15 protein-coding genes are annotated in these 14,146 nt (G+C 34.9%); all 15 read left to right on the top strand.

Annotation, left to right across the window (positions count from 1 at the left end; translation table 11 throughout):
- Positions 1-87: 87 nt before the first annotated feature.
- Positions 88-1,155: an NADH dehydrogenase (quinone) subunit D gene (gene nuoD / locus AWW78_RS07890; protein WP_075426204.1), complete on the top strand. Its 1,068-nt coding sequence runs from the start codon at positions 88-90 to the stop codon at positions 1,153-1,155.
- 24 nt (positions 1,156-1,179) lie between these two features.
- Entirely contained in the window at positions 1,180-1,656 is a 477-nt protein-coding gene (nuoE, locus tag AWW78_RS07885) for an NADH-quinone oxidoreductase subunit NuoE (protein ID WP_047134827.1), read from the top strand.
- Entirely contained in the window at positions 1,656-2,921 is a 1,266-nt protein-coding gene (gene nuoF / locus AWW78_RS07880) for an NADH-quinone oxidoreductase subunit NuoF (protein ID WP_047134826.1), read from the top strand. The genes nuoE and nuoF overlap by 1 nt, the downstream gene beginning before the upstream one ends.
- A gap of 6 nt (positions 2,922-2,927) precedes the next feature.
- Entirely contained in the window at positions 2,928-3,509 is a 582-nt protein-coding gene (locus AWW78_RS07875; RefSeq protein ID WP_047134825.1) for a hypothetical protein, read from the top strand.
- A gap of 2 nt (positions 3,510-3,511) precedes the next feature.
- Positions 3,512-4,009 (top strand): hypothetical protein, encoded by a 498-nt coding sequence (locus tag AWW78_RS07870; protein WP_047134824.1) that lies wholly within the window; start codon positions 3,512-3,514, stop codon positions 4,007-4,009.
- A 19-nt stretch (positions 4,010-4,028) separates the two neighbouring features.
- Entirely contained in the window at positions 4,029-4,859 is an 831-nt protein-coding gene (pheA, locus tag AWW78_RS07865; protein WP_234697356.1) for a prephenate dehydratase, read from the top strand.
- Complete coding sequence (locus AWW78_RS07860) at positions 4,856-5,734, top strand: cell division protein FtsX (RefSeq protein WP_047134822.1); 879 nt, start codon at positions 4,856-4,858, stop codon at positions 5,732-5,734. The genes pheA and AWW78_RS07860 overlap by 4 nt, the downstream gene beginning before the upstream one ends.
- A gap of 21 nt (positions 5,735-5,755) precedes the next feature.
- Positions 5,756-6,100, top strand: coding sequence for a histidine triad nucleotide-binding protein (locus AWW78_RS07855; RefSeq protein ID WP_047134821.1), 345 nt, complete (start codon positions 5,756-5,758; stop codon positions 6,098-6,100).
- 20 nt (positions 6,101-6,120) lie between these two features.
- Positions 6,121-6,396 (top strand): DUF2231 domain-containing protein, encoded by a 276-nt coding sequence (locus AWW78_RS07850; RefSeq protein ID WP_218059852.1) that lies wholly within the window; start codon positions 6,121-6,123, stop codon positions 6,394-6,396.
- Positions 6,389-6,550 carry a hypothetical protein gene (locus AWW78_RS10585; RefSeq protein WP_176696240.1) on the top strand — a complete coding sequence of 54 codons (162 nt, stop codon included), beginning with the start codon at positions 6,389-6,391 and terminating at the stop codon, positions 6,548-6,550. Before AWW78_RS07850 ends, AWW78_RS10585 begins: the two co-directional genes overlap by 8 nt.
- A 404-nt stretch (positions 6,551-6,954) precedes the next feature.
- On the top strand, positions 6,955-8,448 hold the full coding sequence (locus tag AWW78_RS07845) for a hypothetical protein (protein ID WP_047134819.1): 1,494 nt from the start codon (positions 6,955-6,957) through the stop codon (positions 8,446-8,448).
- A 26-nt stretch (positions 8,449-8,474) separates the two neighbouring features.
- Positions 8,475-9,263 carry an ABC transporter ATP-binding protein gene (locus tag AWW78_RS07840; protein ID WP_082349196.1) on the top strand — a complete coding sequence of 263 codons (789 nt, stop codon included), beginning with the start codon at positions 8,475-8,477 and terminating at the stop codon, positions 9,261-9,263.
- Positions 9,264-9,876: 613 nt separating this feature from the next.
- Complete coding sequence (gene pabB / locus AWW78_RS07835) at positions 9,877-11,751, top strand: aminodeoxychorismate synthase component I (protein ID WP_047134818.1); 1,875 nt, start codon at positions 9,877-9,879, stop codon at positions 11,749-11,751.
- 153 nt (positions 11,752-11,904) lie between these two features.
- Positions 11,905-12,615 carry a tRNA (guanosine(46)-N7)-methyltransferase TrmB gene (trmB, locus tag AWW78_RS07830; protein WP_075426202.1) on the top strand — a complete coding sequence of 237 codons (711 nt, stop codon included), beginning with the start codon at positions 11,905-11,907 and terminating at the stop codon, positions 12,613-12,615.
- Between the two features lie 112 nt (positions 12,616-12,727).
- Positions 12,728-14,146, top strand: a 1,419-nt coding sequence (locus AWW78_RS07825) for a discoidin domain-containing protein (RefSeq protein WP_047134817.1), incomplete at its 3' end; no start/stop codon positions are given.

The following is a 14,146-nucleotide window of genomic DNA, read 5'->3' as shown; positions in this document are numbered from 1 at the left end:
AAGGAGGAGTGCCACCGAAAATTGTGAGAATAAAATCATGAATTAACTCTTCCATTTTCGTATGATTCTTCACCTTCTTGGAATGAGTTGCTTTCGGCTCATCTGCTTTTACACCGAGGTAAGGAAAAAATTGCTGAAAATATGACCTTTCTTGAGTTCTTACCTCACACAGACAGAATGGATTATCTCGCTCCTCTTTCTAATAATACGGCTTATATGCTTGCGGTTGAAAAACTTTTTGGAGTTGAAGCACCTAAAAGGGCTCAATATATCAGGGTGATTTTGAATGAGCTCTCAAGGATCGCATCTCATCTTGTGTGGCTTGGAACCTTTGCTATGGATGTCGGGGCTTTGACTGTTTTCATGTGGTGCTTTAGGGAAAGGGAAAAAATTTTAAGCATATTAGATCTTGTGACGGGAGTTAGATTCACAACAAGTTATGCAAGGATTGGAGGAGTTGCGCAGGATATAACCGATGAGGCAATTCATGCGATAAAAGAGTTTATCGATAATTTTCCAAAAGAACTTGAACAGTGCGAGAAGCTGTTGAACAAAAATAGAATTTTTATTGAAAGGACAGATGGAATAGGTGTTATAACAAAAGAGCAAGCGATTGACATTGGTCTGAGCGGTCCAAATTTAAGGGCAGTTGGTGTGCCAAGAGATTTAAGAAAAGATGAACCGTATCTTGTTTATGGCGAGCTTGATTTTGATATACCTGTTTATGAAGAGGGGGATTGCCTTGCTCGTTATTATGTTCGCCTTGATGAAATGAAGGAAAGTGTTAAGATTGTAAGACAATGCATTGAGAAATTACCACCGGGTCCTGTAAAAGCAGATGAGCCGAAAGCAACTCATCCCAAGAAGGAGAAGATTTATACGAAAATGGAAGAGTTAATTCATGATTTTATTCTCACAAATTTCGGTGGCACTCCTCCTGTTGGCGAAGTTTACCACGCTGTTGAAAATCCAAAGGGAGAGCTTGGTTTTTATATTGTGAGCGATGGTACAGGTTATCCCTGGAGATTGAAAGTTAGATCCCCGTCTTTTACCAATATTCAAGCGTTGCCTTTGATGCTTAAAGGTCATATGATTGCTGACCTTGTCGTTATAATTGGAAGTATAGACCCTGTCATGGGAGAGGCTGATAAATAAACAAAAAATAAATTTTTGTTTGAAATGTTCACAGAAGAAAACTTGAAAAAGGTTGAAGAAATTAAAAAAAGGTATCCAACATCTCAAGCAGCACTTTTACCTGTTCTTTGGATAGCGCAGGAACAATTCGGATGGATTTCAGAAGATGTGATGCGCTATGTCGCTGAACTTCTTGGACTGCCCTACAGCCATGTTTACGGCGTCGTCACATTTTACACGATGTATAATAAAAAGCCAGTTGGTAAGTATCATATTCAGGTATGTACAAATGTAAGTTGCATGTTGAGGGGCGCTTATGAAAATCTTGAGTATCTTGAGAAAAAGCTTGGGATAAAAGTAGGGCAAACTACGCCTGACATGAAGTTTACATTAACAGAGGTTGAGTGTCTTGGTTCGTGTGGAACTGCACCTGTTGTGCAGGTAAATGATGATTATTATGAAGATATGAGTAAAGAAAAACTTGAAAAATTAATTGAACAACTAAGTCGGGACAGAAAATAATGGAACAAATAAAATTAATCCTAAAAGATATACCTGAACTTCATCGAATAGAAGTTTATGAGGCAAATGGTGGATATTCAGCTTTGAGAAAAGCACTTGGGATGAAACCTGATGAAATTATTGAAGAAGTAAAGAAGTCAGGGTTAAGAGGTAGAGGTGGTGCTGCGTTTCCAACGGGCATGAAGTGGAGTTTTATGCCAAAGGATTCGAGGCCGAAATATTTAATTGTAAATGCAGATGAAGGTGAGCCTGGAACATTTAAAGATAGAGCGATAATTGAGAAGAATCCACATCAATTAATTGAAGGCGCATTGATAGCAGCTTATGCTATAGGGGCACAAACGATTTATGTTTACATCCGTGGTGAATATGTTAAGTGGATGAAAATTCTTCAAAATGCGATTGATGAAGCTTATTCTCGGGGTTATATTGGTAAAAATATCCTTGGTTCTGGATTTAGCGTCGATATTTATATTCATCGTGGTGCAGGGGCTTATATTTGTGGTGAGGAATCTGCTTTGATGGAATCAATTGAAGGAAAGAGAGGTTACCCAAGGGTGAAGCCACCTTTCCCAGCTCAATATGGACTTTGGGGTTATCCGACGACGATAAATAATGTTGAAACACTTGCAAACGTTCCTGTGATAATTGAAAAAGGTGGCGAATGGTATTCTAAAATCGGTGCTCCAAAACATCCGGGGACAATTCTTTTTGGTGTGAGTGGCCATGTGAATAAACCAGGTATTTATGAACTGCCGACCGGAATTTTGTTGACCGATTTAATTTACAAGTATGCTGGCGGAGTGAGAAATAACAAGAAGATTAAAGCAGTAATACCAGGTGGATCTTCAACTCCAGCTTTAAGAGGTGATCAAATTGAGGGTGTGACAATGGACTTTGACAGTTTAAGAAACGCTGGCTCAATGATTGGGACAGGTGGTGTTATAGTGATGGATGAGGATACTGATATGGTTAAAGTTTTATGGAGGATTGCAAAGTTTTATTGGCATGAATCCTGCGGTCAATGTACGCCTTGCAGAGAAGGGACAGGTTGGATGTTTAAAATTCTTGACAGGATTGTTAAAGGTGGCGGAAGACCTGAGGATCTTGATTTGCTTGTCAGCGTTGCGAATAATATCGAAGGCAACACAATTTGTGCTCTTGGAGATGCTGCAGCCTGGCCGATAAAATTTGGGGTTCAAAGGTTTAGAGAAGATTTTGAAAAGTATATAAAGTTTAAATCAACTGTGCTGGTTGAGAAATAACTTAATATGATGAGGATAACCTTTTTACTTTGCTTGGCTTTTATTTCTTGTCAACTTTTTAAGACGCGAAGTCCTGAGACGCCAACTGAGGTGACCGAGCAATTGGGCTGGAAACAACCCATAACTCCTGAGATAACCCTTGAAAACCTGCGTAACGCAATTTATTACAGGAACACTGAAAATTATATTCGTTGTTTCGTTGATTCAAATTTTTCAGACAAAAGATTTACTTTTGTCCCAACTCAGGAAGCACAGATACAATATCCCGATATTTTCAGAAATTGGAGTTTAAATAGCGAAAGGAATTATTTTAATAATATCAAAACTAATGTTCCTCAAGGAGGCACATCTGATCTTGTTTTATCTGGAAGTTTTCAGAGTTTCGGCACTGACGAGGCTGTCTATTATGCAAGTTATCTTGTGAATTTCCAGCATGTAGTTAAGGATGTTCCACAAAGCGCAAAAGGAAATCTGCAGTTTTATCTTGTATCGGATAAAAACGGGAATTGGGTGATTTACAAGTGGATTGATATAAAAATTCAAAACGAATTTAGTTGGAGTGAGTTAAAAGCAAAGTTTAGCTATTGATTATGCGATTTTTTTATTTTACACTTTCGGTTTTAACTCTTTCTTGCGTTAATCCTTTTGCACCAGGGCTTGATACAAGTGGTGAGGAATCAGTATTGCTTGGCGATCAAAGGACCATTGAGGGTGTTTTTCAAAATTTTAAATATGCTTATGTGCTTAAGGATACTTCCGTTTATAGCAAGTTGCTTGATGAAAATTTTGTCTTTGTTTATCGTGATTATGATAAGGGACAAGATATCTCATGGGGAAAGGTTGATGAGATGAGAGCGACTTATGGACTTTTCAGGAATACCCAGAATCTTGATCTTATATGGAATAATATAATTGTTGATTCCGGGGATTCGCTTTATAGGAATGTTGTGAGAAGTTTTAATTTGACCGTCACATTCAATCCTGGTGATATAGTTAAGGTTGATGGAAAAGCAAATTTTATATTGCAGCGTAGCAGTCCATCTGAGCCATGGTTAATTGTTTTTTGGCGTGATGAATCAAATTACTAAATAAAGGGATGAGATTAGATTGAAAGTAAAGGTTGCATTTCAAGGGGAAAGAGGAGCTTTTAGCGAACAGGCTGGGTATGCGTTTTTCGGCGATAGGATGATACCCATCGCTCTTCACTCTTTTGAGGAAGTTTTCAAAAGTGTGAAGAAAGGTGATGTTGATTATGGAGTTATACCAATTGAAAATTCGTTGTACGGTAGCATACATCAAAATTATGATTTGCTTCAGAGGCATAATGTTTATATAGTTGGTGAAGTAAAGTTAAGGATAAAACATTATCTGCTTGCAAATTACGGTGTGAGAATGAGCGATGTTAAAAAAATTTATTCACACCCGCAAGCGTTAGCTCAATGTGAGGATTTTCTTAAGAAGTTGAAAGGTGTTGAAATAATTCCAACTTATGATACAGCTGGCTCTGCGAAAATGATAAAAGAGAAAAAAATACTTGACGGAGCAGCCATCGCCGGCAAGCAAGCGGGCAAATATTATGGCTTGAAAACTTTAAAATCGGGCATAGAAAATCATGAAAAAAATTTCACAAGGTTTTTAATTTTGTCAAAAAGAAAAATCATAGCGCGCAAAAATCCTAAAACATCGATTATCTTCACAACGAAAAATATACCAGGCGCTCTTTTTTCAGCGCTTGGCGTCTTTGCTTATAGGTACATTAACCTTTTGAAAATTGAATCGAGGCCAATAATTGGGCAACCTTGGAGATATATGTTTTATCTTGATTTTGAGGGAAGCATTGAAGATGAAATTTGTGCTGATGCGATAAGTGAATTGAAAAAAATGACGCAGTATTATAAGTTTCTCGGGACTTATGAGAAAGGGAGGGAAGTTGAATGAGATTTAGATATGCTTTTAAAGAAGCAATGTCTGGCTTTAAAAGATCGAGGCTATCAGCTTTTGCTTCAATTTTTGTGCTTATTGTTTCTTTGCTTTCGATGGGCACATTTGTAATTGTTGGATATAATGTAAATCGTTTAATCAAGATGATAAAGGAAAAGATTGAAATTGAGGTCTTTATAAAGGATGGACGGACAAAAGAGCAAATAGATTCGTTGAAAAAAATTGTTAAGTCGTTTGATGAAGTTGAAGATGTGATTTATATATCAAAAGAGGAAGCAGCGAAGATATTTGAGAAGGAGTTTGGGGAGGATATTTTCAGTGTTCTTGATTTCAATCCACTTCCAGCGTCGTTCAAGATAAAGTTAAAGGAGGGGTTTAGGACCTCGCGCGGGGTTGAAAGTGTGGTTGGAAAGTTAAGAAAGATCCCAGATTTTGAAGATGTTAAGTACAGGAGATTATTGCTTAGGATAATTGAAAGACGTTTTCAAATTTTGTCGTGGGCGTTTCTTGGAGGTGGAATTTTGTTAAGCTTGATCTCAATTCTTTTGATAGTTAACACGATAAGATTGAGCATATATGCGAAAAGAAAATTAATAAAAATAATGCAGCTTGTTGGGGCAACTCGCGGGTTCATAATGCTTCCTTTCTTGATTCAAGGTCTTTTACAAGGGTTGATTGCCGGGATTTTGTCGGCGATGATAATTTACACGATGCTCAGAGTTGTGATACCGCAATTTCCAGATGATGTTGTAAGCAGTGTGAATATACCTGATTTATTTTTCCCTGCTTTATTTTTACTTGGTTTGGTTCTTGGCTTTGTGGGTAGCTGGATAGCGGCGCGGAAGTACATCACATATAAATTGATATCTTAAAAAACAAAAGGATACTTGCTGATGAATGAATGTATATTTTGCGAAATCATCGCGAAAAGAATGCCGGCGGATTTTGTTTATGAGGATGACGAAATAGTTGCTTTTAAGGATATCAATCCACAGGCTCCAGTTCACATACTTGTCGTCCCGAGAAAACATTACCCAACGCTCCTTGACATTAAACCTGAAGATGCAGAGTTGATGGGAAAGCTAATCCTTGTTGCGAATGAGGTAGCGAAAAAGTTTAATATTCACAATCGTGGTTTTAGGCTTGTCTTCAATTGTAATCGCGAAGCTGGGCAAAGCATTTATCATGTTCACCTGCATCTTTTGGGTGGAAGAATCATGATGTGGCCACCTGGATGATGAATAAAAGTTGGAGCGATATGAAATTGCATCCGATATTTGTTCACTTCCCGATCGGACTTTTTACAATTGCTTTCATATTTGAGATAATTGAATTTACATCGAAGGGTAAATTTAAAAATTTCGCATTTCTCCTTTTGTTTTTCTCTCTTTTGTTCTCAATCGTTGCTGTTCAAACGGGAAATGTTGAGGCCCAAAATTTAAGTTTTTCAAAAGAAGCTGAGGAGATACTTATCTCACATCAGGATAGTGCGAATTTATTTTTTGGTCATATCTGCTGTGATTTTTATGTTTAAACTTTACATTTTTTTGAAATTTAAAAGTTCATCTTCTCGACTTTTATCAATTCTACTTGGATTATACTTGATCGGTTTATTACTTGTTTTCAGAACGGCTTATTTTGGAATGAAACTTGTTTTTGAGTATGGCGTTGGATTAAAAGTAAATTGATAAATGCATATTTAACTTTGCAAAATTGCGCACTTTCTCTTTAAAATAAGTAAATTTTAAGGATTTGGTTTAGTAAAAATTGCGAAAAATTCGAAAATCAAAAATGAAATTTTTAAAATAAAAGTAGATCTATGGCTCTAGAGTTATAGCTCTATTGACAAATACAAGAACCAAATTAGCAAGAGTGGTAGGGATTTAAGGGTGGTTATTTGCCTTTATATATAATAGAAAAAGGTGAAGCATGTTTTCCATTATCGTATTTATTGCTTCGACTTGCCCTTATAGGTTGGACAAAAATGAGTACCAATGTGGACGAATGTGGTGCGATGTGTATTTCTGCTGGATTTGCGGCTGGACTCCAAATTGGTAGTCAGTGCTTCTAATATACATTTGATTTAAAAAATATGTTCAAAATACTTTGGCTTGGGAAAATAAATTTCCTTGATAGAAAAATTATTTACATTTACTATCTTGTTGCTGGTTTATTTCTGACAGTTCTAATCACCATCCCGATGATAGCTCGGGGGAAACCTACGGATTTATTGAATACATTTATTTGGTTCCTATTTACCATGGAAATATTTTTTATATTCAGGCAAGCGACGGTATCTAATTCATTTTTCGATGTAGCCGCATTTGTGCTTTTCCCTTTCAGTTGGACCAAAAAATTTACCATTAGGTTTTTCATGTTTGTTTTAAGTGAGAGACTATGGTTATACGTTTTGCCACTAATAGGTATGGTAATTACTATTTTTTATTTAAATTCAAATGTGGGTGTTGTTGCATTAACTATTTGCGTATTCCTAGTTGGTTATTTTGCAATTTCCTTGCTTTTCTTCCTTTTAATGTTAATTTTGAGAACGGCTGTTAAAAAGTTAGGGCTACTTTTAACAATTACTTTTTCCACTTTTATTTTTATTATTTTAACGGCTCCGCTAGTGTATAAAAATGAATTTAATTTTATTGAATTCCTCTTACCTGTTTCTGTGTTTAGAGATAGCTTGGTATCATTAATTAGTTTTAAAATTAAGGATGTCTTGCTGGGTCTAGCTTCTTTGTTACTTTTTATTAGTTTAGTTTTTCCTGTTAGTTTAATCTCTCAAAATATATATTACACAGGATTAGTCAATGTGAAGAAAAAATTATCTTCTAAATTTACTTTAAAAATTAAAATTCAACCACATTTTGATAAGCACCAAATTTCTACCTTTACTAAGATTGCAGAAGCATTTCAAGGTAAGCGCTATTTAAATTTGATATTTACAGATGCAAAGTTGATGCAGCGTAGTGAAAAGATTTTATTTGTAATGCTATTTATCCCATTGTTCTTTTTATTACCCATTTCAATTTTAAATTTAGATACAATGAACATGAAAATCGTAAGTATGGCATTTGTTTCTTTCATTTTTATTATAACATACATGTTTGGCTCCCTTATTGGCGGAAAGCTTTATACAACTATGGGGATACGCTTTGTTAACTTAATTCAATTCCCTAACATTATATATCCTTATATCGTTTCTAAAAATATATCAATTTTGATTATTTTAGTAAGTGTAAATTTAATTAGTATTTTTTGTGGATATCTATACTTCAAACCGAGCTCTTATGTTTTGGTTTTCAGTATGTTATATTCACTTTTTTTATCAATTTTAACAATTATCCTACTAAATTTTGCTTCACTTAAATTTATAAAACTATCAGCTACATCGCCGGTAATCCTTTTTGTAGTATTTATCCTGGAGATATTGATAAGCATTTTATTCATCATATTAACTCAAGCCAGTATCATTGTTGGATTCTGTTTAGTGACATTTTTATTTATTGCATATTATTTATTGCTCCGTTACTGGAGCAAACTATTAGAGCGAAATATAGAATATCTATTTCATAGTTAGAGATAAAAAACACAACAATAAGTGGTATGAATATATTAGAGATTAAAGATTTGAGCAAGACATACTCAAACGGGGTTCGTGCTCTTGATTCATTAAATTTATTTTTGAGAGAGGGGACAATTTTAGGTCTTGTAGGTCCAAATGGTGCGGGGAAGACGACGACAATCAATATACTTGCTGGACTTGTGAAAAAGGATTGCGGAGAGATTTATATATTTGGCAATAAAATTAGGGAGAGTGATTATGAATATAAGCGTTTTATTGGATTTGTTCTTGAAAAGCCGGTTTATTTTGAGAAGCTTACAGGGAGGGAGTATTTAGAATTTGTTGGTTCTATGTTTGATATTCCGAGGGATGAAACGAGAAGGCGAGTAAACAATTTACTTAAACTTTTTGAACTTGAGGAAAAAAGCGATGAGCTGATAGAGAAATACTCAGCTGGGATGAAGAAGAAGGTATCAATTATGGCAGCGATAATTCACAATCCAAAACTTTTGATCCTTGATGAGCCGTTGGAGGGTCTTGACCCTATGTCAAGCAAGTTAGTAAAAGACATATTGAGGTCGATGGTAAATAGAGGTGCAAGTGTGTTGATTAGTTCACATTATCTTGATATGGTTGAGAGATTTTGTGATGAAGTTGCGATAATAAACAAGGGGAGGATAGTTTTTCAAGACAGGACGGAAAATATTCAAAAGAGGATTAAGGATGAAATAAGCAAAGAGACATATGCAACGCTTGAGGAAATTTTCATTAAAGTTGTTTCTGATAATAGTGGTGTAAAAGATGTGCGAAAGGAAATAGATTGGATATAGCTTGTAAACCTCTAGGTTCTGAAAACCACAATTAAGTAAAAGTATTCCATTTTGGGAGAGATGATCGAGTGAGAATTTAATAATACGATTAAAATGAAAATAAGAGAGAAGGCGGCATTTAAATTTAAGTTATCTCCACGAAGTTTCTATGAGTGTCAATCATACCCAGTTGTTTACAAGCCCCCCTGTAACTATTCCCAAATAACCAAAATCCTCGCTCCAACATCTCGTAGCTCTCTTCAATTTGGATTTTTAAGGTGAATTTATTATTGATAAATGCGATATCTAAATTTTGAGACCAACAAGAACAGCATTAGAATTAGAAACAAAGAACTTTATAAGCCTGCTCGTGATAAGAGTAATAGAGTTAGATCAGAAGAAGAATTCTTGAGTTCTTTTGTTAAGTTTCTAAATCCTTTCTAAGGCTTCAATATTGTTAATTCTATTATGCGTTTATCAATAAATTTTTCTAGTGAAAAAATCCGTGTTTTGCAGCGGATATAGTGATTTTTTATCTTATCTAGATAACATTTTGTAAAAAGTGCCTTTGTGTAGTGATGTAACTAGCGGTAGGTTAATTAATTTTTAAAACAAATGGTTTGCTGCTAAAACGTTGTTATACTCAAAACTTCCTGAAAAATATTTAAATAATTTAGCAAAAGAAACCAATTTTGTCCTTCTTGAAACTATAAAATGTGACCCTGAAAATTTTAAATCATTTTTATTCGTTCAACCCGTTAAAATTTTAACAGCTAATTCAATCCATGAAATTCCAAAGCTTTTCGAAGATATAGAAACCTACCTTAAAAAATCATTTTATATCGCTGGATACTTTGCGTATGAATGTGGGTATCATTTTATTCAAAAACCATACTTAGCAAAAGCCTTAGATTATCCATTGGCTTGGTTGGGTGTGTATGATAAAGTTGTTGTTTTTGACCATAGACTTATGCAAATTGAAAATGAGTATTTCATTGAAAGCCATCAGGAAATTAACAATTCGAATCTTGAAATTACTGACATAAAATTTAATATCCCGGAAGAAATTTATTTTGAGAAAATTAAGTCTATCAAAAAGTATATAATTTCCGGTGATACATATCAGGTTAACTTTACTGGAAAATTTATTTTTAACTTTGTTTCAAAAGATCCATCTGAAAAAGGTTCTATAATTTCGCTATATAAATTTTTGAGAGAAAAACAAAAAGTCCCGTACGGCGCACTTATACAAACCGATGAAATATCTATTTTATCATTTGCCCCAGAATTATTTTTTAGAATAAAGGGTGATAAAATTATAACAAAACCAATGAAAGGAACCGTTAAAAGGGGAAAAACTCTTGATGAGGACAATAAGTTGAGTGAATGGTTAAGAAACGATGAGAAAAATAGAGCCGAAAATTTAATGATTGTTGACTTGTTAAGAAATGATCTTGGCAAAATCTCAAAAATTGGAAGTGTAAAAGTTAACAAACTTTTTGAAGTTGAAAAATACCAAACTTTATTTCAGATGACTTCAACAATTGAAGGCGAGCTTCGGGATAATTTAACATATTATGAAATTTTTGAGGCAATTTTTCCAAGCGGTTCTGTGACTGGTGCGCCTAAAATTAGAACCATGGAAATAATCAGCGAGCTCGAGCTGGAACCAAGGGGTGTTTATACTGGTGCGATCGGGTATTTTGCTCCAAAAGGCGCTTTTAGAGAAGCGGTGTTTAATGTTCCAATCAGAACAATTGTGATTAGGGGAAATCATGGCGAAATGGGTAGCGGAAGCGGAATAGTTTATGATTCTGACCCAGAAAGCGAATACAAAGAATGCCAATTGAAAGCAAAATTCTTAACCGAACCGCTTGAAACTTTTGAAATAATTGAATCAATTTTGTGGGATGAAGAATATAGATTACTCGGAAAGCATATAAAAAGAATGTCAAGCTCAGCAAAATATTTTGATTTTCAATTTGACTTAAACAAATTAGTCGAGATGTTAAGAGAATTTGAAGCCTGTCTTGAAAGGGGAAGGAAGTATAAAATTAGAGTAAGTTTAAACCTATTTGGCGAAATAAAAATTGAAAAGTTTCCCGTGGACGAGAATCAAAATGAAAAGCTAATTATTACAATTTCTGATGTTAAGACAAATTCTAATGATATATTTCTTTATCATAAGACGACAAAAAGAGAAATTTACGATAAACTATATAAAAAGGCTTTAAGCGAGGGTTATGCTGACATTATTTTCATGAATGAGAAAAACCAAATTACAGAAGGCGCAATTAGTAATGTTTTTATAAGAAAAGGTGCTAAGCTCCTTACACCGCCTGTTGAATGTGGTTTGTTAAACGGAGTTTATCGGCAATATATTCTTGAAACAAATAAAGATGCTTTGGAAGAAATTTTGTATTTAGATGACTTGCTTAATGCGGACGAAATTTTTATATGCAATGCGATAAGAGGGATGAGAAAATGTGAGCTACATCTTCCGATGTGATTGATAAACGCATATTTAATTTTGCGAGTAAAGATTTTGTGTATAAAATTTTTAATATATATGAGACCAACAAGAACAGCATTAGAATTCGAAAATTGTTGTAAAATATGAAATTGCCAGACAATTTTTGACTAAATAATATCACTGGTAGAAATGAATGAATTCATCGTCGATTGGCGCAGTCTTAATTATCCGATTGATTTAGAATCTATTTTTAACCGAAATTCCGAAACTGAACTTGAGATTGGATTTGGTAATGGAATTTTTCTCCTTCAAATAGCCAGAGATAACCCAGGTAAGAACTTCGTTGGAATTGAACTTGTGAACTTCTTCGCGAAAAAAGCTGATAAAAAAATTAGAAACGCCGGGATTGACAATGTGAGATTGTTTGTCGGGGATGCGAAGTTATTACTTTTGATACTGTTTCGGGATAGGCTCTTTGACCATATATATTTTAATTTCCCAGATCCTTGGTTTAAGAAAAAGCATAAAAAAAGAAGATTACTTAAGTTTGGATTTAATTGTTTGCTTGCCAAACGGCTTAAAGATGGAGGTCTAATTTCGGTGACGACGGATCATCCTGAATTTAGAGATTTCGTGATCGAGTCGGTTCTTGATTCCGGTTTTTTTGAAAGTGTATATCCAAATGGTTTCACCACAGAAAATCCAGGATATTATCCGACAAAATACGAACAGAAATGGCGAAGTCAAGGTAAGGAGATTTACTATATGAAATTTAAAAAAATTCTCCATCCCGTTATTTTTGATGTTAATGAATATCTCACGGAAGAGAACCTGTGGTATGTGGTTTACTCAAAGGGTTTAAGTAAGGTTATAAAAAATTTGAGTAAGACTAATAGGTGATAAAAGCTAAGTTTATCGCCCACCGATTAATTCCTTCAATTTCCTTGACTTGATAAGTAAAAATTTGATAAATTAGACTACTGAAATTAAAAATATCGCTTCTTAAAGCATCATGCACAGATTGAAACTTTTGTTCGCTCTGCTAATCATTTCTATTGTCAGTGCTAAATCTCAGACTCCCCCAGATACCATAGTTATTTCAAATTTTGCTACTTTTATTGACACAACACTTAGCCAGGGGGTTAATGTTGGTAATTCGTCAGGTTATTTGATTTTGAAAACAAGCGAACAGGAAAATCTTGCCAAGAATAGAAGGGCGACAATAACTTACTACGGAACCGGTGAGCCCAAAACCCAAACAGGGGACCGAGATACCGTTACAGGAAATCCAATGAAAGTAATTGATGGGGATACCAGGACATTTTGCCAGATTAGGCCCGGGGGTGATGGAAGTTATATTCTCATTGATTTACTCGCACTTAGAAAAATCAACAAAGTTGTGATTGTAACTTTTGGTCTAAATCAATCCCTTAGACCAAGGGCTTATACAATTTACGCAGGGACTGATTCGATTCAATTGACGAGGGTTTTGCAAAAAACGGATAATCTTGATGTAAAAACGATTGATATTTTTGACCCTATTATTGCACGATTTGTAAAGATCGTTTTTGATGTTATTGATAGGTTTAGCTCGACCGTTGTATGTGAGATAGAGATCTATGGTGTTGGATATTTATCATATGGAGAGTATTACTCTAAGGTCATTGATGTGGGTCAAACGGTGAACTGGGGTTGGGCTGAATGGGATGCTGAGTTGCCCGAGGGTACCAATGTAACTTTTCAATTTCGTACGGGGGCTACGCCAGGGATTAATGGTGCATGGAGTCAGTGGTCACCAGAGATTTCTCAAACCGAGATTTTAAAAGTTGATGAGCCAAGGCGTTATATTCAATTTAAGGCAAATTTATCCACATCAAGCACGGAGACGCCAGTTTTGAAAAAGCTTACGATATTCTATGATAAAAAACTCGTTGCTCGAAACATCGCTTTTGAAGTCAATCCACCTGTTGTTCCAATTTTAAAGCGAACCGAGATATCTTGCGATTTTAATATTGAAGTTGATGAAAATTCGCTTGGTATTGATACTTTGTTGATATTTACGCCATCCCCAGCTAATGTTGAATCTGTTTTACTCAATGGAGCTCCAGTTGCCTATTCACTGGTATCAACCCCTGAATATATCAAGGTAGCTTTTAATCAGTCGATAAATTCGAATTCACGGATAACTGTTAAGCTAAGTTTAACACTTTATCTTGATGTCAATGAGTTTCCAACAGTTGCTATAAGCAAAATCACACCTTTAAATCCACAGTTTGTTAATGTGTATAAAAGGGGAGATTTGAGCAGTTGGACTGTTTTAACAACTGGGGTTTCTGAAAAGTTAATAGTTGACTTGCAAGTAAATCCGAACCCGTTTTCTCCAAATGGAGATGGGTTAAACGACCAAACTCAAATAAGTTTTTTCCTTTCC

This window comes from Candidatus Kryptonium thompsonii, from assembly GCF_001535985.1.
In the GTDB taxonomy this organism is placed as follows: domain Bacteria; phylum Bacteroidota; class Ignavibacteria; order Kryptoniales; family Kryptoniaceae; genus Kryptonium; species Kryptonium thompsonii.
Note: the sequence above shows the minus strand (reverse complement) of the source record. Positions and strands in the feature narration are given on the sequence as shown.

Bases quoted from the DNA above. Each gene is read 5' to 3' on its own strand.
- trmB (WP_075426202.1), top strand. From the start codon at position 11,905: ATGAATGAATTCATCGTCGATTGGCGCAGTCTTAATTATCCGATTGAT.
- nuoF (WP_047134826.1), top strand. From the start codon at position 1,656: ATGGAACAAATAAAATTAATCCTAAAAGATATACCTGAACTTCATCGA.
- AWW78_RS07875 (WP_047134825.1), top strand. From the start codon at position 2,928: ATGATGAGGATAACCTTTTTACTTTGCTTGGCTTTTATTTCTTGTCAA.
- AWW78_RS07845 (WP_047134819.1), top strand. From the start codon at position 6,955: ATGTTCAAAATACTTTGGCTTGGGAAAATAAATTTCCTTGATAGAAAA.
- nuoE (WP_047134827.1), top strand. From the start codon at position 1,180: ATGTTCACAGAAGAAAACTTGAAAAAGGTTGAAGAAATTAAAAAAAGG.
- AWW78_RS07870 (WP_047134824.1), top strand. From the start codon at position 3,512: ATGCGATTTTTTTATTTTACACTTTCGGTTTTAACTCTTTCTTGCGTT.
- AWW78_RS07855 (WP_047134821.1), top strand. From the start codon at position 5,756: ATGAATGAATGTATATTTTGCGAAATCATCGCGAAAAGAATGCCGGCG.
- AWW78_RS07840 (WP_082349196.1), top strand. From the start codon at position 8,475: ATGAATATATTAGAGATTAAAGATTTGAGCAAGACATACTCAAACGGG.
- AWW78_RS07850 (WP_218059852.1), top strand. From the start codon at position 6,121: ATGAAATTGCATCCGATATTTGTTCACTTCCCGATCGGACTTTTTACA.
- AWW78_RS07860 (WP_047134822.1), top strand. From the start codon at position 4,856: ATGAGATTTAGATATGCTTTTAAAGAAGCAATGTCTGGCTTTAAAAGA.
- AWW78_RS10585 (WP_176696240.1), top strand. From the start codon at position 6,389: ATGTTTAAACTTTACATTTTTTTGAAATTTAAAAGTTCATCTTCTCGA.